Annotated in this window: 16 protein-coding genes; 10 read left to right on the plus strand and 6 right to left on the minus strand. The window is 52.9% G+C overall.

All coding sequences use genetic code 11. The features are described from left to right. The first annotated feature begins 15 nt into the window (after nt 1-15). The 4 genes from A7589_RS15805 to ibsE all read left to right on the plus strand — a co-directional run bounded on the left by A7589_RS15805 (nt 16) and on the right by ibsE (nt 2727). Nucleotides 16-1677, plus strand: a complete 1662-nt coding sequence (locus tag A7589_RS15805; RefSeq protein ID WP_000341010.1) for a flotillin family protein — start codon at nt 16-18, stop codon at nt 1675-1677. A 238-nt stretch (nt 1678-1915) separates the two neighbouring features. Further along, on the plus strand, nt 1916-1975 hold the full coding sequence (locus A7589_RS15815; RefSeq protein WP_105271347.1) for a type I toxin-antitoxin system Ibs family toxin: 60 nt from the start codon (nt 1916-1918) through the stop codon (nt 1973-1975). A 316-nt stretch (nt 1976-2291) separates the two neighbouring features. Beyond that, nucleotides 2292-2351: a type I toxin-antitoxin system Ibs family toxin gene (locus tag A7589_RS15825; RefSeq protein ID WP_100733770.1), complete on the plus strand. Its 60-nt coding sequence runs from the start codon at nt 2292-2294 to the stop codon at nt 2349-2351. A 316-nt stretch (nt 2352-2667) separates the two neighbouring features. Beyond that, nucleotides 2668-2727 carry a type I toxin-antitoxin system Ibs family toxin gene (gene ibsE / locus A7589_RS15830; protein ID WP_001387082.1) on the plus strand — a complete coding sequence of 20 codons (60 nt, stop codon included), beginning with the start codon at nt 2668-2670 and terminating at the stop codon, nt 2725-2727. Nucleotides 2728-2846: 119 nt separating this feature from the next. Here the strand turns inward: ibsE and hldE are convergent, their stop codons facing one another. From hldE to ygiF, 3 genes are read right to left on the minus strand one after another with little or no spacing between them, the layout of a single operon-like run. Beyond that, nucleotides 2847-4280: a bifunctional D-glycero-beta-D-manno-heptose-7-phosphate kinase/D-glycero-beta-D-manno-heptose 1-phosphate adenylyltransferase HldE gene (gene hldE / locus A7589_RS15835; RefSeq protein WP_000869188.1), complete on the minus strand. Its 1434-nt coding sequence runs from the start codon at nt 4278-4280 to the stop codon at nt 2847-2849. A gap of 47 nt (nt 4281-4327) precedes the next feature. Then, nucleotides 4328-7168 carry a bifunctional [glutamate--ammonia ligase]-adenylyl-L-tyrosine phosphorylase/[glutamate--ammonia-ligase] adenylyltransferase gene (gene glnE / locus A7589_RS15840; protein ID WP_010354139.1) on the minus strand — a complete coding sequence of 947 codons (2841 nt, stop codon included), beginning with the start codon at nt 7166-7168 and terminating at the stop codon, nt 4328-4330. Between the two features lie 22 nt (nt 7169-7190). Continuing rightward, on the minus strand, nt 7191-8492 hold the full coding sequence (gene ygiF / locus A7589_RS15845) for an inorganic triphosphatase (RefSeq protein WP_108188915.1): 1302 nt from the start codon (nt 8490-8492) through the stop codon (nt 7191-7193). A 241-nt stretch (nt 8493-8733) separates the two neighbouring features. On the opposite strand from ygiF, the gene A7589_RS15855 reads away from it, so the two are divergent. Further along, nucleotides 8734-9354 (plus strand): TIGR04211 family SH3 domain-containing protein, encoded by a 621-nt coding sequence (locus tag A7589_RS15855; RefSeq protein WP_001125317.1) that lies wholly within the window; start codon nt 8734-8736, stop codon nt 9352-9354. Nucleotides 9355-9417: 63 nt separating this feature from the next. Next, the gene (gene cca, locus A7589_RS15860) at nt 9418-10656 is read left to right on the plus strand and encodes a fused tRNA nucleotidyltransferase/2',3'-cyclic phosphodiesterase/2' nucleotidase/phosphatase Cca (RefSeq protein WP_000708520.1); all 1239 of its coding nucleotides are present in this window, start codon (nt 9418-9420) and stop codon (nt 10654-10656) included. A 157-nt stretch (nt 10657-10813) separates the two neighbouring features. On the opposite strand, the gene bacA is transcribed toward cca, so the two are convergent. Continuing rightward, entirely contained in the window at nt 10814-11635 is an 822-nt protein-coding gene (gene bacA, locus A7589_RS15865; protein WP_001305111.1) for an undecaprenyl-diphosphate phosphatase, read from the minus strand. A gap of 90 nt (nt 11636-11725) precedes the next feature. Beyond that, nucleotides 11726-12094: a bifunctional dihydroneopterin aldolase/7,8-dihydroneopterin epimerase gene (gene folB / locus A7589_RS15870; protein WP_001295541.1), complete on the minus strand. Its 369-nt coding sequence runs from the start codon at nt 12092-12094 to the stop codon at nt 11726-11728. A gap of 104 nt (nt 12095-12198) precedes the next feature. Here folB and plsY point away from each other — a divergent pair, with 104 nt between their 5' ends. Then, nucleotides 12199-12816, plus strand: a complete 618-nt coding sequence (gene plsY, locus A7589_RS15875) for a glycerol-3-phosphate 1-O-acyltransferase PlsY (protein WP_001272793.1) — start codon at nt 12199-12201, stop codon at nt 12814-12816. A gap of 12 nt (nt 12817-12828) precedes the next feature. Here plsY and ttdR read toward each other — a convergent pair whose 3' ends face one another. Then, nucleotides 12829-13761 (minus strand): L-tartrate utilization transcriptional activator TtdR, encoded by a 933-nt coding sequence (gene ttdR / locus A7589_RS15880; RefSeq protein WP_000935225.1) that lies wholly within the window; start codon nt 13759-13761, stop codon nt 12829-12831. A 206-nt stretch (nt 13762-13967) separates the two neighbouring features. Between ttdR and ttdA the strand changes: the two genes are divergently transcribed. Genes ttdA through ttdT form a run of 3 tightly spaced genes read left to right on the plus strand, consistent with a single transcriptional unit; the run spans nt 13968 to nt 16993 of the window. Then, on the plus strand, nt 13968-14879 hold the full coding sequence (ttdA, locus tag A7589_RS15890; protein ID WP_000986725.1) for a L(+)-tartrate dehydratase subunit alpha: 912 nt from the start codon (nt 13968-13970) through the stop codon (nt 14877-14879). After that, complete coding sequence (ttdB, locus tag A7589_RS15895; RefSeq protein WP_000722945.1) at nt 14876-15481, plus strand: L(+)-tartrate dehydratase subunit beta; 606 nt, start codon at nt 14876-14878, stop codon at nt 15479-15481. Before ttdA ends, ttdB begins: the two co-directional genes overlap by 4 nt. Nucleotides 15482-15529: 48 nt before the next feature. Next, complete coding sequence (ttdT, locus tag A7589_RS15900) at nt 15530-16993, plus strand: L-tartrate/succinate antiporter (RefSeq protein ID WP_000804984.1); 1464 nt, start codon at nt 15530-15532, stop codon at nt 16991-16993. Nucleotides 16994-17016: the final 23 nt, after the last annotated feature.

The following is a 17016-nucleotide window of genomic DNA, read 5'->3' on the forward strand; positions in this document are numbered from 1 at the left end:
AAAGGAAATTTAATAATGGATGATATTGTTAACTTAGTGCCTTCCTGGATGTTTATGGCGATTGTTGCCGTATGCGTTCTATTTATTATCGGTATTATTTTCGCGCGGCTTTATCGTCGGGCATCTGCTGAGCAGGCATTTGTCCGTACCGGATTAGGCGGACAAAAAGTGGTTATGAGTGGCGGCGCAATTGTTATGCCGATCTTCCATGAAATAATCCCTATCAATATGAATACATTAAAACTGGAAGTTAGTCGCTCGACGATTGATAGTTTGATTACAAAAGATCGTATGCGTGTCGATGTCGTGGTCGCTTTCTTCGTGCGGGTAAAACCGTCGGTAGAAGGCATCGCCACCGCCGCTCAGACGTTGGGGCAACGAACCTTGTCACCGGAAGATTTGCGGATGCTGGTCGAAGATAAATTCGTCGATGCTCTGCGTGCCACCGCAGCACAAATGACCATGCATGAGTTACAGGATACACGCGAAAACTTCGTTCAGGGGGTGCAAAATACCGTTGCAGAAGACTTGTCGAAAAACGGTCTGGAACTGGAAAGCGTGTCACTTACCAACTTTAACCAGACGTCGAAAGAGCATTTCAATCCGAACAACGCCTTTGACGCCGAAGGTTTAACCAAGCTGACTCAGGAAACAGAACGCCGTCGCCGCGAGCGTAACGAGGTTGAACAGGATGTAGAAGTTGCGGTGCGTGAGAAAAACCGTGATGCGCTGTCGCGAAAGCTCGAGATTGAACAGCAAGAAGCGTTTATGACACTTGAGCAGGAGCAGCAGGTTAAAACCCGCACCGCAGAGCAGAATGCGAAAATTGCGGCTTTTGAAGCTGAACGTCGTCGTGAGGCAGAGCAAACGCGTATTCTGGCTGAACGGCAGATTCAAGAAACAGAAATCGACCGCGAACAGGCCGTGCGCTCAAGAAAAGTTGAGGCTGAACGCGAAGTTCGCATTAAAGAGATCGAACAGCAGCAGGTCACCGAAATCGCCAACCAGACGAAATCGATCGCTATTGCGGCCAAATCGGAACAGCAGTCACAAGCGGAAGCGCGTGCCAACCTCGCACTTGCAGAAGCGGTAAGCGCCCAGCAAAACGTAGAAACAACACGTCAGACCGCCGAAGCCGATCGTGCCAAGCAGGTTGCTCTGATTGCCGCAGCACAAGACGCGGAAACCAAAGCGGTCGAACTGACCGTCCGCGCGAAAGCTGAAAAAGAAGCCGCAGAGATGCAGGCGGCAGCAATCGTAGAGTTAGCTGAGGCAACACGTAAAAAAGGCTTGGCGGAAGCGGAAGCACAACGCGCACTGAACGACGCTATCAACGTACTTTCTGACGAACAAACCAGCCTTAAGTTCAAGCTGGCGCTGTTGCAGTCTCTTCCTGCAGTAATTGAGAAATCCGTTGAGCCAATGAAGTCTATTGACGGTATTAAGATCATTCAGGTCGATGGTCTGAATCGTGGTGGCGCTACGGGTGATGCAACATCAGGCTGCGTTGGTGGAGGTAATCTGGCAGAACAGGCGTTATCAGCCGCCCTTTCTTACCGCACACAAGCACCGCTTATTGACTCTCTCCTCAATGAAATCGGCGTTTCAGGCGGTTCGTTGGCGGCATTGACTTCACCATTGACTCCATCGATACCCATCGCAGATAACGTAGAGTAGATTTTCTTATATTCACATCCTTGGCCCAAAAAGCCGGGGATTTTTTATATCTGCGTTCAGCTAAAAAGTGCAAATGATCAGGTTGTTGCAGCGTTTTACGAGTCGAATCGGGGAAGAGAAAACTGCATCAGGGAAAACATTGCGCAGGGTCTGATGCTCATCAACAATCGGGGAGTCAGCAAGGGGCTGAAACGGGAAAGCCCCTCCCGAGGAAGGGGCCTTATAGAAGGAAAGGGTTATGATGAAGTTCGTCATCATACTGATTGTGTTGTTACTCGTAAGTTTCGCAGCTTATTAACAGCCAATCAGAGGGGGGAGGAATCCTCCCTTACCCTTGTTCCTTTACTTTAGGTTGAAAAAAAATCAGCGTCAAGAAGGTTTCTGCATCCCACATCCCTGGCTCCAAAAGCCGGGGATTTTTTATATCTGCGTTCCGCTAAAAAGTGCAAATGATCAGGTTGTTACAGCGTTTTGCGAGTCGACTCGGGGAAGTTAAAACTGCATCAGGGAAAGCATTGCACGGGGTCTGGCGCTCATCAACAATCGGGGAGTCAGCAAGGGGCTGAAACGGGAAAGCCCCTCCCGAGGAAGGGGCCTTGTATAAGGAAAGGGTTATGATGAAGTTCGTCATCATACTGATTGTGTTGTTACTGATAAGTTTCCACGCTTACTAACAGCCAATCAGAGGGGGGAGAAGTCCTCCCTCACCCTTGTTCCTTTACTTTATGTTGAAAAAAAATCAGCGTCAAGAAGGTTTCTGCATCCCACATCCCTGGCTCCAAAAGCCGGGGATTTTTTATATCTGCGTTCCGCTAAAAAGTGCAAATGATCAGCTTGTTACAGCGTTTTGCGAGTCGACTCAGGGAAGGTAAAACTGCATCAGAGAAAGCATTGCGCGGGGTCTGGCGCTCATCAACAATCGGGGGGTCAGTAAGGGGCTGAAACGGGAAAGCCCCTCCCGAGGAAGGGGCCTTATAGAAGGAAAGGGTTATGATGAAGTTCGTCATCATACTGGTTGTGTTGTTACTGTTAAGTTTCCCGACTTACTAACAACTCATCAGAGGGGGGAGAAATCCTCCCTTACCCTTGTTCCTTTACTTTAGGTTGAAAAAACAACAGCGTCAATAGGTCTACCTGGCACGAAACGAGATCTGTGAACCGCTTTCCGGTTAGCCTTTTTTATCCTGTTGGATCTTCTTGATGATGTTGGTCGTCGAGCAACCGTCTTCAAAGTTGAGCACCAGCACTTCACCGCCGTTGGCCCAGACTTCTTCACTCCCGGCGATCTCTTCCGGTTTATAGTCGCCGCCTTTCACCAGCAGATCTGGCAAGATGCCGGCGATCAGGCGCTGCGGCGTGTCTTCTTCAAACGACACCACCCAGTCGACAGCTTCCAGTGCGCCCAGCACAATCATACGCTGTTCGAGCGGGTTAACCGGACGAGAATCCCCTTTCAGGCGTTTGGTGGAAGCATCGCTGTTCACTGCGACAATCAGGCGGTCACCCAGTTTGCGGGCGTTTGCCAGATAGGATACGTGCCCGGCATGTAGGATGTCGAAGACACCGTTGGTCATCACCACTTTTTCGCCGCGTTTACGCGCCGCCGCTACAGCAAGCTTCAGCTCCTCTTCGGTCATCACACCAAAGCCGGTGTCCGCACGTCCACGCACCGCGTTTTCCAGCTCAATGGGAGAAACCGTGGAGGTTCCCAGTTTGCCGACCACTACGCCAGCCGCCGCATTGGCAAAGAAGCAGGCTTCTTCCAGAGAATTACCCGCCGCCAGCGTTGCCGCCAGTACGCCAATTACCGTGTCGCCCGCACCGGTAACGTCATACACTTCCTGCGCCTGAGTTGGCATATGCAGCGGCGCTTTACCCGGTTGCAGCAGGGTCATGCCTTGTTCGGAGCGGGTCACCAACAGAGCCGAGAGTTCGTAATCGGCAATCAGTTTCATGCCGCGCTCAACAATCTCTTCTTCGGTCTTACATTTACCGACAACAGCTTCAAATTCTGACAGATTCGGCGTCAACAGCGTAGCGCCACGGTAACGTTCAAAATCGGTGCCTTTTGGATCAATCAGCACCGGAACGCCCGCCTTACGCGCCAGTTGGATCATCTGCTGCACGCTTGCCAGCGCACCTTTCGCGTAGTCAGAAAGCACCAACGCGCCAATCGAACTCAGCGCCTGATTAATCCGCTCATGCAGCGGCTGCGGATCAACACCTTCAAAACCTTCCTCGAAATCCAGACGGATCAGCTGTTGGTTGCGGGAAAGCACCCGCAGTTTGGTGATGGTCGGATGCGTTGGCACAGAAACGAAGTCGCATTTTACGTTGACGTCCGCCAGTGATTTACTCAGCGCGCGCGCCGCATCATCAATACCAGTCAGCCCGACCAGGCGAGCGTTAGCACCAAGAGAAGCGATGTTCATCGCCACGTTGGCTGCGCCGCCCGGACGTTCTTCAATGGTATTGACTTTAACCACGGGCACCGGCGCTTCCGGCGAGATACGGCTGGTGGGACCGTACCAGTAACGATCCAGCATCACATCACCAACCACCATCACTCCTGCACGTTCAAACTCTGGCAGCGTTACTTTCATTCCTGTCTCCTGAGAGATTCAAAATTTGCGCGCGATAATATCACACTTCATTCCTCCACCAGCCACTTCTGCCAGCTTGCCCGCACCAGTTCACGCTCTGCGGTGAAGCACTCCTCCGGCACATGACCCGGTAATTCCTGTAACGCCAGATGATGAAGTTCATCGCGCAGCGTAGTGTAAGCACGGGTCAGCGCCATCGCTTCCTGCTCTTCCATAATGTCGTTTTGCGCCAGCAGTTCCAGAATGCGTACGTTGTCTGACCAGCGTGTTAACTTCGGTTTTTCATGAGCGTAGCGCAACACCAGATATTGAGTAATAAATTCGATATCGGTAATTCCGCCTTCATCAGCTTTGATATCAAAGCGATCGCGATGTTTATTGCCGAGATGAGCGCGCATTTTCTCACGCATTTCCCGCACTTCCGTTTGCAGAGTTTTACTTTCACGCGGCAGCATCATAATTTCCCGTCGCACTGCGTCAAAGTGCGTGGTCAATTGTGGATCGCCGTACACTACCCGCGCACGCACCAGCGCCTGATGTTCCCACGTCCAGGCCTCGTTTTTCTGATAATCGGCAAACGCTTCTGCGGATGTCACCAGCATTCCCGCAGCCCCGGACGGACGCAGCCGCGCATCCACTTCATACAAAATGCCGGAAGAAGTACGCGTACTGAACAGATGCATAATGCGTTGCGCCAGACGCAGATAAAATTGCCGCCCGTCGATTTCCCGCTCGCCGTCGGTCATCACATCCATCGGGCAATCATGGAGGAAGATAAGGTCAAGATCGGAACTGTAACCTAACTCCCAGCCGCCCAGCTTACCGTAGCCGACCACCGCAAAACCACGGCCTTCGCGTTCGTTTAAGTGATTCGGTTTACCGTAGCGGGCGACCATTTGAACCCACGCCTGCTGAACGACAGCATCTATCATTGCTTCCGCCAGCCAGGTTAAGTGATCGCTCACTTTCATCACCGGTAGCGTACCGGCGATATCCGCTGCCGCAATGCGTAACAGTTGCGCCTGTTTAAACTGGCGTAGCGCCTCAAGCTGTTGTTCTTCGTCATCTTCCGGCACGCGCAGCAAATACTGGCGCAGTTCATCACGGTAGGCGTCGGTCGCCGTCGGTTGGTAGAGGGTATTTGGATCGAGCAGTTCATCCAGCAATAATGGATAACGCGCCAGCTGGCTGGCAATCATCGGCGATGCGGCACACAGAGAAATCAAATGCTTAAGTGCCGCCGGAAATTCACTAAGCAACTCAAGATAAGTGGTGCGAGTAACAATCCCCACCAACAAGGCGGTAATGCGCGACAGCGTGACAGCAGCATCTTCACGCGCACAAACGTCACTCAGTAGATGAGGCATCAGATGGTCGAGCACCTGGCGACCGCGCGGCCCAATGGTACGTTTATCCAGCTCTTTGCGGAAATCGGCAATCAGCGTCAGCACCTGTTTGCGATCATCTTCGCTAAGATGCGCCAGTACCAGCGTAGTGTCATCTTCCTGCAACGCATCCTGCCACAACTCACGCCACTGTTCCGACAGCGACTCTTCCTGAGTTTCACTTTCGTCGTCGCCAATCAGTTCATTAAACACCCGACGCACATTTGTCATATGTCCGGTCAGTGCCCCGGTCAGTTGCGGCCAGTCAGCGAAATCCATTGCCCACGCCAGCCGCGCACGGTTAAGCTCATCGGCGGGAAGCGTCTGGGTTTGTTCGTCGTTAATGCTTTGCAGCAGGTTTTCCAGACGCCGCAGGAACAGATATGCCACTCGCAATTGTTCGGCATCATTTTCAGAAAGCAGATGCAGCGCGGCAATGGCGCTGAGTGTCGGCAGTAAAGAGCGTGATTGCAGCGACGGTTCACGTCCGCCGCGAATTAGCTGGAACACCTGGACGATAAATTCAATTTCGCGAATGCCACCCGCGCCAAGTTTGATGTTGTCAGTGAGGCCGCGACGACGCACTTCACGGGCAATCATTCCCTTCATGTTGCGCAGTGACTGGATGACGCTGAAATCGATGTAACGGCGGAAAACAAACGGACGCAGCATCGAACGCAATTCGTTAGCATAGACGCCATCGCTATCGCCCATAATCCGCGCCTTGACCATCGCGTAACGCTCCCAGTCGCGCCCCTGCTCCTGGTAATAATCCTCCAGCGCCGCAAAGCTCAACACCAGCGGGCCGCTTTCGCCAAACGGACGCAGACGCATATCCACGCGATAGACAAAGCCATCCTGCGTTGGTTGATCCAACACTTTAATCAGCCGCTGGCCCATGCGGGTAAAGAACTGAGCGTTATCCAGTTCGCGGCGTCCGCCCTGCGTACAGCCATGTTCCGGCCAGGCAAAAATCAGATCGATATCTGAGGAGAAATTCAGTTCCCCGCCACCCAGCTTGCCCATGCCTAAAATCAGCAACGGTTGCGTTTCACCCTGCGTATTGCACGGCGTTCCCCACTCGCGACAGCAGGCTTCATACAGCCAGTCGCGCGCCGCGACAATCAGCGTCTCCGCCAGATGGCTGAGTTGCTGCAAAATGCTCTCTTCAGTAACCAGTGCCAGAGTTTGCGCCCAGGCGATACGCACCATAATGCGCCGCCGGAACAGACGCAGCTCGCGCATTAAACTGACTTCATCGCTTACATCACTGAGCGCCTTCTGCAACCATGCAGCGTAATGCTGCCATTCGTCGGCCTGCGGCGGCTGGCTTTCCAGTTCCGTTAGCCACTCTGGATGCGCAATTACGCTGTCCTGCACAAAATCACTAAAAGTAAGTACTGACTTCGCCTGTATGCTAAGTGATTCCTCGGCTAAAGGCGCTGGCAGCCGCTCAACAACGGTCTGCCAGTACTGCTGTAACGGTGAAGAGAGCGGCTTCATAAGCGATTTTATCCTTGCCTGATTAACGTTTTCCGCTGTGCAACCAGAACGGTTCCTGATTGTTTGCCTCATTACGGAAATGTTCAATTTCAATGCGTTGCCCGGTCGCAATGGCGTGACGCAGTCCCTGCCAGTTCTCCAGCCAGGCTTGCGCAACGAGAAGATCGTAGTAACCCGCCAGCAACAGTATTGAGTCAATATCACGCGTCAGACGTGGTAACTGGTCACGGTAGCGATCGCCCAACGGCTGGCAGAAAACGCTTTTCAGTTCAGCGGCATGGCGGGAAAGATGGATATCGGCAAAGCGTTTGAAGGAATCGCTCATTTTACTCTGTGCTTTGGCATCTAAAAACGGCTGCCAGGCTTTGCTTACCAGCCATTCGGTCAACGCCAGCTTCGCCATTGCCGTTTCGGTAGAGTAGACCGCCGTCACGCCAGAAACCGCAGAAGCAATCGTCGCTTCACATTGGGTCAACAGGTCACGTAAGTGAGTGCTCGCTTTCCTTGGCACAATACCACCGAACAGCATCAGCGTATGGCGAACAAGGCCGATGGCTGCCAGCACCTGCTCTTTCGCCGCATCGTTGCCGCGCACCCACAGCTCTTCATGATATTGCCATTGCGCTAACGCCAGCTCCAGCGCCGCTTCCAGCCCCTGTTCCACATCGGCTTTTGCTGCAACATGCAAAATGGTGGTGGGTTTGATTTCACGCGCGGGATTGCCCTGCGCCAGATGATAGCCACGCGCCGCTTTACTCAGGCTGCCCTGGCGTAATCCGGTTTGCGATACCAGTTGGTTCGCCAGTTTCAGCACCGCGCGCGTTTCACCGCTAAGCAGCTCCAGTTCCAGCTCACAGATAGGTTCAGCAAATTCACCCGCTTTCACCTCGCCCTGATCGAGAGCGATTTCAATCTGGCTGCCATCGACCTCCACCAGCCATTTTTCGCGATAAAAATTGGTGCTGAACAGCGGCTGCACGCGAGACGCGAGATCGGCAGGTAACTCACCGTTTGGCCAGACTTCCGTCGGTAACAGCGCCAGGTCGAGCGTCGGTTCACTCAACGCCACGTTATATTCCGGGCGCTGGTGCAATCCGCCCGTTACCCGTCCGGCAACTTTCATGGTCATCTCATAGCGACTGTTTTCGCCACGAATACGCAGCCCCATGTCGTGCCCACGCAGCCAGTTATCCGGCGTTTCGTAGTAAATATTCAGCAACTGCACGGGGTCATGGTGCTCGCCGCCCAGCGTATTGAGATGGTCACGCAACGCCTCAACGGCACTGTGATTAACAATAAACTTTAATTCGATTTCCTGAGCCATGGCCTTTACTTATCGGTTATGTCACATAAGTGACGATGAACGGCGAACTAAATGCGATCTTTTTTGTCAGTAGATAGTATTTTGCGCCAAATTGCCATGCAACGAGCATTTTGACGGGCGTAAAAGTTTGAGACAGTGGCAAAACCTGACACAGAGGATTCCGATTGATACCGAATGCTTTGCGCAGCAACACTGATGCCACTACTATCGTTCCACTTTCCATGACAATAACGACAGCCTGATGCCAAAATTACGCCTGATCGCACTAACTTTACTCGCGCTTAGCGCCACTGCCGTCTCTCACGCGGAAGAAAAACGCTATGTTTCTGACGAACTGAACACCTGGGTTCGCAGTGGTCCGGGAGATCATTATCGCCTCGTGGGCACCGTGAACGCCGGTGAAGAAGTGACATTATTACAAACTGACGCCAACACCAATTATGCCCAGGTGAAAGACAGCTCCGGCCGTACCGCCTGGATCCCGTTGAAACAACTGAGCACTGAGCCAAGCCTGCGCTCCCGCGTGCCAGATCTGGAAAATCAGGTCAGAACCCTGACCGATAAGCTCACCAATATCGATAACACCTGGAATCAGCGCACCGCAGAAATGCAGCAAAAAGTGGCGCAGAGCGACAGTGTGATCAACGGGTTAAAAGAAGAAAATCAGAAGCTGAAAAACGAACTGATTGTCGCGCAGAAAAAAGTCGATGCCGCCAGCGTTCAGCTGGATGACAAACAGCGCACCATCATCATGCAGTGGTTTATGTATGGCGGCGGTGTGCTGGGACTTGGCTTGCTGCTCGGTCTGGTATTGCCGCACCTGATCCCAACGCGCAAACGTAAAGATCGCTGGATGAACTAAATCGCCTTCTTCGTTGCACTGTCTTATTATTAGGAATTGTGTATTTGACGAAGGGAAGATGGCGTGAAGATTTATCTGGTCGGTGGTGCGGTTCGGGATGCATTGTTAGGGCTACCGGTCAAAGACAGAGATTGGGTGGTGGTCGGCAGTACGCCACAGGAGATGCTCAACGCGGGCTACCAGCAGGTAGGCCGCGATTTTCCTGTTTTTCTGCATCCGCAAACCCATGAAGAGTATGCGCTGGCACGTACCGAACGGAAATCCGGCTCCGGTTATACCGGTTTTACCTGTTATGCCGCGCCAGATGTCACACTGGAAGATGATCTTAAGCGTCGCGATCTGACCATCAATGCACTGGCTCAGGATGATAACGGCAAGATTATCGACCCGTACAACGGCCTGGGCGATCTGCAAAATCGTCTGTTGCGCCATGTTTCCCCCGCCTTTGGCGAAGATCCGCTACGCGTATTGCGCGTAGCGCGTTTTGCTGCGCGTTATGCCCACCTTGGTTTTCGTATTGCCGATGAAACTCTGGCGCTGATGCGTGAGATGACTCATGCAGGCGAACTCGAACACCTGACGCCCGAACGCGTGTGGAAAGAGACTGAAAGCGCCCTCACCACACGCAATCCGCAAGTTTTCTTCCAGGTATTGCGTGATTGCGGCGCACTACGCGTTTTATTCCCGGAGATCGACGCGTTGTTTGGTGTCCCCGCTCCGGCGAAATGGCACCCGGAAATCGACACGGGTATTCACACCTTAATGACGCTCTCCATGGCAGCGATGCTGAGTCCGCAGGTCGATGTCCGTTTCGCAACGTTATGCCACGATCTCGGTAAAGGGCTGACTCCACCAGAACTTTGGCCGCGTCATCACGGTCACGGTCCGGCGGGCGTGAAGTTAGTGGAACAACTATGTCAGCGTCTGCGGGTGCCAAATGAAATTCGCGATTTAGCCAGACTGGTGGCTGAGTTTCACGATCTCATCCACACCTTCCCAATGCTGAACCCAAAAACCATCGTCAAATTGTTTGATTCCATCGATGCCTGGCGTAAACCGCAGCGTGTCGAGCAACTGGCGCTGACCAGCGAGGCCGACGTGCGCGGCAGAACCGGCTTTGAAGCGGCTGATTACCCACAAGGGCGCTGGTTGCGCGAAGCCTGGGAAGTGGCGCAGTCAGTACCGACAAAAGCGGTCGTTGAAGCGGGATTTAAAGGCGTGGAGATTCGCGAAGAGTTGACCCGACGCCGGATTGCGGCGGTAGCCAGCTGGAAGGAACAACGTTGCCCAAAACCTGAGTAAGTGTTGGATATATAACTAAAAATTAGTGCGAACTGTCCCCTCGCCCCTCTGGGAGAGGGTTAGGGTGAGGGGAACAGGCCAGTACCAGAGCGAACAATTACCCTCACCCCGGCCCTCTCCCTAAAAGGGCGAGGGAGAAAACCGGGCCTGCTCCGAATCAAAAGAACACAACGTACACCGCAGCCGCCACAATAAAGCGATAAATGGCGAACGGGATAAACGAAATGCGCTTAATCAATTGCAGGAAGGTTTTAATCGCAATCAGCGCCACTACGAAGGCGGTGATAAACCCAACGGCAAACATCGGGATATCGCCGGTTGTCAGGAAGCCCCAGCTTTTGTAGAGATCGAGCGCCGTTGCGCCCATCATCATCGGCACCGCCAGCAGGAACGAGAACTCAGAAGCGGCGTAGCGGCTCACGCCCATCAGCATCCCGCCGGAAATAGTTGCCCCAGAGCGGGAGAAACCCGGCCACAGCGCCAGACACTGGAAACAGCCAATCATAAACGCCTGACGATAGGTCATATCATCCAGACCCGGCGCACGCGGCTCTTTCGGCTTCAGGCATTCGGCGGCAATCAGCAACAGACCGCCGACGACCAGCGCATACATCACATTTATCGGGTTAAACAACGACTTAATCGTATCGTGGAATAAAAGTCCCAACACCACCGCCGGGATCATCCCCAGCAAAATGTGGATCAGCGTTAACCGGCCTTTGCTTTCTCCTTCGTGCTGCAACGGACGCCCAAAGTGAATGCCAATCAGGCCAAACAGACGCCGCCAGAACATCACTACCACAGCCAGAATTGATCCTAACTGGATCACGACTTCAAAGGTTTTCGCCGTGTCGCCCTCAAACCCCAACAAATGACCGACAATAATCATATGGCCCGTGCTGGATACCGGCAGAAATTCTGTCAATCCTTCGACCACACCCAATATTGCCGCTATCAGCAGCGAGTGCATATCGCTCATCAATAAACCCCTAAATTATAAAAATGTACCGCTTGTCCGAACTACTGCAGTATGACCAGGTTATAACCGTTTGGTTTAACAGCTGTAAAATTAATTATTTTCTTTCAGATTATTGCCACGCTCAATGATGACGCCAACATTCGCTGCACGCGCCACTGCGCCTGGCTTGCTGAGTTTGATACGCACCCACGGCGAGTTAAAGCGTGCTAACAGCAGTTCCGCCACCTCTTCCGCCACGCGTTCCACCAGCGCAAAACGCGCGCCCTCGACGTGGCTGACCACCGTTTCTGCAATGTCAGCGTAGCTGAGACAATCCGCCACATCATCGCTTTTCGCCGCTTTACGGTTATCCCACGCCATTTCGATATCGAACACTAACTTCTGTTCGATGGTCTGTTCCCAGTCGTAAACACCAATAGTGGTGATTACCGAAAGTTGCTCTATAAATACAATATCCATCACGTCCTGCCTGCTTTTTGGCTAACCGGATACCACTTCCGGCGAAATGTGCGTATTATCCACAGATTCATCGTTGAACACGAATTTTCAAAACGGAACAGCTTATGAGTGCAATCGCGCCTGGAATGATCCTCATCGCGTACCTCTGCGGCTCCATTTCCAGTGCCATTCTGGTTTGCCGCTTGTGTGGGCTGCCCGATCCGCGAACCAGTGGCTCCGGCAATCCCGGCGCAACCAATGTGTTACGTATCGGTGGCAAGGGAGCAGCCGTAGCAGTGCTGATTTTCGACGTTCTGAAAGGAATGTTGCCCGTCTGGGGCGCGTATGAATTAGGCGTCAGCCCCTTCTGGCTAGGGCTGATTGCGATTGCCGCCTGTCTTGGGCATATCTGGCCGGTTTTCTTCGGTTTTAAAGGTGGAAAAGGCGTTGCCACCGCTTTTGGTGCAATCGCCCCGATAGGCTGGGATTTAACGGGCGTGATGGCGGGAACCTGGCTGTTAACCATTTTACTCAGCGGTTATTCGTCGCTGGGAGCGATTGTCAGCGCACTGATTGCCCCGTTTTATGTCTGGTGGTTTAAGCCACAATTTACCTTCCCGGTTTCTATGCTCTCTTGCCTCATCCTGCTGCGTCATCATGACAACATCCAGCGTCTGTGGCGTCGCCAGGAGACAAAAATCTGGACGAAATTCAAAAGAAAGCGCGAAAAAGATCCCGAGTAATTTCTGGCAGGTTTACAAAACCTGATAGCCTTCATCGGGCTTGCCCAGTCGTTGCTGGCACCACGCCGCCAGAAACTCTACGCAGACGCGCAACTTCATACTGCGATAGAGTGGCTCCCGATAGACAGCCCAGATATTGGCGCTTTGTGCATATTCCGGCAATACTCGCACCAGTTTGCCACTCTCCAGAAACGGCAGCACATCCCATTCGGAACGCAGCATAATCCCTTTCCCTTCTAGCGCCCATTGCAGCACTATCTCACCGCTGTTGGAGGAAAGGTGCCCGCTGACTTTCACCGATTTTTTCTCCTGACCGTTCCCCAACTCCCATATTCCGTGGGTCATATCGCGCTCTTTAGTCACCAGGCAGTCATGACGACTTAATTCCTGTAAGGATTGTGGCTGGGGATATTTTTGCAGATACTCAGGTGCTGCGCATAATATTCTTTTATTTTTCGTCAAAAGATGCGCGATATAATAATCAGGGATTTCATCATTAATACGAATATCCAGATCAATATTATCCTGCACTAAATCAATTTGCCGATCAAACAATTCAAAATGCACCTGTAATTCAGGGTAATTGCGCATCAGTTCAGTAATTGCTGGCGCAATATGGCTGCGACCAAAACCAAAACTACAACCAATACGAATCATCCCCTCCGGGCGCGTTTTGATTTGCGTGACGTCATCGACCAGTCGCTGATATTGGGTGAGGATTTCCAGCGCATGTTCGTAACAACGTTGGCCACTTTCAGTCAGCACCACGCCGCGAGCGGAGCGGTTAAGCAGCGTCGTTGCCAGCGTGTTTTCAAGGATTTGGATTCGTTTGGTGACAAATGCGGGCGTCTGCCCAAGCGTCGCCGCTGCGGCACTAAAACTGCCGCTATGGACGATTTCCACCAGTACCTGCAAGTCTTTGGCTAAAGGCCAGCTATTCAGCATCGTTAATTATCCGCAATTTTGACTGGCTCAGTGTATTTCGCAAAACATTGCCATTCCCTGCTCTGGCGCAATATTCATTCTTATTTTCGTGTTGATTCACGAACTGTTAATTACATATTCACGGCGGTAAGAAATATAAAACCCTATTTTTAGTGGTAGTTTGTGGCGGTGATTTTTTCCAGACAAATAGAAAAACTGGAGTTGCCATGATGAGCGAATGTAATAAACAACAGGCAGTGAATAAGTTGACGGATATTGTCGCTAACTTTACCGCCATGATTTCTACCCGGATGCCCGATGACGTGGTGGATAAACTAAAACAGCTTCGGGACACCGAAACGTCGTCGATGGGGAAAATTATCTACCACACGATGTTCGATAACATGCAAAAAGCGATCGACCTGAATCGCCCGGCCTGTCAGGACACCGGCGAAATCATGTTTTTTGTTAAGGTCGGTTCCCGTTTCCCGCTGCTTGGCGAGCTGCAAGGCATTCTTAAACAAGCCGTGGAAGAGGCGACCGTCAAAGCGCCACTGCGCCACAACGCGGTGGAAATTTTTGACGAAGTGAACACCGGCAAAAATACCGGTAGCGGCGTACCGTGGGTTACCTGGGATATCGTCCCCGACGGTGACGACGCGGAAATCGAAGTTTACATGGCTGGCGGCGGCTGCACGCTACCTGGCCGCTCGAAAGTGTTAATGCCATCGGAAGGCTACGAAGGCGTGGTGAAATTCGTCTTCGAAAATATCTCCACCCTCGCCGTAAATGCCTGTCCACCGGTGCTGGTAGGTGTAGGCATCGCCACCTCGGTGGAAACCGCCGCTGTGCTCTCGCGTAAAGCCATTTTGCGCCCAATTGGCAGCCGCCATCCCAATCCAAAAGCGGCAGAGCTGGAGCTACGCCTGGAGGAAGGACTCAACCGTCTGGGGATTGGTCCACAGGGGCTGACTGGCAACAGTTCAGTGATGGGCGTGCATATCGAATCTGCCGCTCGCCATCCGTCAACCATCGGCGTTGCTGTTTCTACAGGCTGCTGGGCGCATCGTCGCGGCACACTGCTGGTTCATGCCGATCTCTCCTTTGAAAATCTGTCTCACACCCGGAGCGCGTTATGAAAAAGATCCTGACAACCCCGATCAAAGCTGAAGATCTGCAAGATATTCACGTTGGCGATGTGATCTACCTGACCGGTACGCTGGTGACCTGCCGTGACGTTTGTCACCGCCGCTTGATCGAACTCAAACGTCCGATCCCTTACGATCTCAACGGCAAAGCGATTTTCCACGCTGGCCCCATCGTGCGCAAAAACGGCGACAAATGGGAGATGGTCTCCGTCGGTCCGACAACCAGTATGCGTATGGAAAGTTTTGAACGTGAATTTATCGAGCAGACCGGCGTGAAACTGGTGGTCGGCAAAGGCGGAATGGGGCCGCTGACCGAAGAAGGCTGTCAGAAATTCAAGGCGCTACATGTAATTTTCCCAGCAGGCTGCGCGGTACTGGCGGCGACCCAAGTGGAAGAGATTGAAGAGGTGCACTGGACAGAACTCGGAATGCCGGAGTCGCTGTGGGTCTGCCGGGTCAAAGAGTTCGGTCCGCTGATTGTCTCTATTGATACCCACGGAAACAACCTGATAGCCGAAAACAAAAAGCTGTTCGCCGAACGCCGCGATCCCATCGTGGAAGAGATTTGCGAGCACGTCCACTACATCAAATAACCCTCCCGGAGAGGCTCACCCCCTCTCCTTTTTCGCAGGCATAACACGATGAAACCTTCCACTGAATGGTGGCGATATCTCGCACCGCTGGCGGTCATCGCCATTATTGCTCTACTTCCGGTTCCCGCAGGGCTGGAGAGTCATACCTGGCTCTACTTTGCGGTTTTTACCGGCGTGATCGTTGGGCTGATCCTCGAACCCGTGCCGGGTGCCGTGGTGGCGATGGTGGGTATCTCCATCATCGCCATTCTCTCGCCCTGGCTGCTGTTTAGCCCCGAGCAGCTCGCCCAGCCAGGCTTTAAATTCACCGCTAAATCCCTCTCCTGGGCGGTTTCCGGTTTTTCTAATTCGGTTATCTGGCTGATTTTCGCCGCCTTTATGTTTGGCACTGGCTATGAAAAAACCGGACTTGGACGTCGCATCGCGCTGATTCTGGTAAAAAAGATGGGGCATCGCACACTGTTTCTCGGCTATGCGGTGATGTTCTCCGAGTTGATCCTGGCACCTGTAACACCTTCCAACTCAGCGCGCGGTGCGGGGATTATCTATCCCATCATCCGTAACCTGCCGCCGCTCTATCAATCACAGCCGAACGACAGTAGTTCGCGCAGCATTGGCTCATACATCATGTGGATGGGGATTGTTGCCGACTGCGTGACCAGCGCCATTTTCCTGACGGCGATGGCGCCTAACCTGCTGTTAATTGGACTGATGAAAAGCGCATCTCACGCCACGCTGAGTTGGGGCGACTGGTTCCTCGGTATGTTGCCGCTCAGTATCTTACTGGTTCTGCTGGTTCCCTGGCTGGCTTATGTGCTGTATCCACCGGTGCTGAAGTCTGGCGATCAGGTGCCGCGCTGGGCAGAGACGGAACTGCAAGCGATGGGGCCACTCTGTTCGCGTGAAAAACGGATGCTGGCGCTGATGGTGGGCGCGCTGGTGCTGTGGATTTTCGGCGGTGATTATATCGATGCTGCGATGGTCGGTTACAGCGTGGTGGCACTGATGCTGCTTCTGCGCATTATCAGCTGGGACGATATTGTCAGTAATAAAGCGGCGTGGAACGTTTTCTTCTGGCTGGCCTCGCTAATCACCCTCGCCACCGGACTCAACAACACCGGTTTTATTAGCTGGTTTGGCAAACTGTTAGCTGGCAGCTTAAGTGGTTATTCGCCGACGATGGTGATGGTGGCGTTGATTGTGGTGTTTTATCTGCTGCGCTACTTCTTTGCCAGCGCCACGGCGTATACCTCCGCCCTCGCGCCGATGATGATTGCCGCCGCGCTGGCGATGCCGGAAATCCCGCTGCCGGTGTTCTGCCTGATGGTTGGCGCGGCAATTGGTCTGGGGAGCATTCTTACGCCATACGCCACCGGGCCCAGTCCGATTTACTACGGTAGTGGTTATCTGCCAACAGTGGATTACTGGCGACTGGGGGCGATTTTTGGGCTGATATTCCTCGTGTTGCTGGTGATTACCGGCTTACTGTGGATGCCCGTGGTTTTGCTTTAAGTGGGGACGGTGCCGGAAATTGC

Origin of the sequence: Escherichia sp. MOD1-EC6475, assembly GCF_003046645.1 — a bacterium.
Taxonomy (GTDB): Bacteria; Pseudomonadota; Gammaproteobacteria; order Enterobacterales; family Enterobacteriaceae; genus Escherichia; species Escherichia ruysiae.

What these genes read in the sequence shown, in the direction of transcription:
- ttdA (WP_000986725.1), top strand. Translation starts at nt 13,968, where the DNA reads ATGATGAGCGAATGTAATAAACAACAGGCAGTGAATAAGTTGACGGAT.
- glnE (WP_010354139.1), bottom strand. Translation starts at nt 7,168, where the DNA reads ATGAAGCCGCTCTCTTCACCGTTACAGCAGTACTGGCAGACCGTTGTT.
- ttdB (WP_000722945.1), top strand. Translation starts at nt 14,876, where the DNA reads ATGAAAAAGATCCTGACAACCCCGATCAAAGCTGAAGATCTGCAAGAT.
- A7589_RS15805 (WP_000341010.1), top strand. Translation starts at nt 16, where the DNA reads ATGGATGATATTGTTAACTTAGTGCCTTCCTGGATGTTTATGGCGATT.
- ttdR (WP_000935225.1), bottom strand. Translation starts at nt 13,761, where the DNA reads ATGCTGAATAGCTGGCCTTTAGCCAAAGACTTGCAGGTACTGGTGGAA.
- plsY (WP_001272793.1), top strand. Translation starts at nt 12,199, where the DNA reads ATGAGTGCAATCGCGCCTGGAATGATCCTCATCGCGTACCTCTGCGGC.
- bacA (WP_001305111.1), bottom strand. Translation starts at nt 11,635, where the DNA reads ATGAGCGATATGCACTCGCTGCTGATAGCGGCAATATTGGGTGTGGTC.
- folB (WP_001295541.1), bottom strand. Translation starts at nt 12,094, where the DNA reads ATGGATATTGTATTTATAGAGCAACTTTCGGTAATCACCACTATTGGT.
- hldE (WP_000869188.1), bottom strand. Translation starts at nt 4,280, where the DNA reads ATGAAAGTAACGCTGCCAGAGTTTGAACGTGCAGGAGTGATGGTGGTT.
- ttdT (WP_000804984.1), top strand. Translation starts at nt 15,530, where the DNA reads ATGAAACCTTCCACTGAATGGTGGCGATATCTCGCACCGCTGGCGGTC.
- A7589_RS15855 (WP_001125317.1), top strand. Translation starts at nt 8,734, where the DNA reads ATGCCAAAATTACGCCTGATCGCACTAACTTTACTCGCGCTTAGCGCC.
- ygiF (WP_108188915.1), bottom strand. Translation starts at nt 8,492, where the DNA reads ATGGCTCAGGAAATCGAATTAAAGTTTATTGTTAATCACAGTGCCGTT.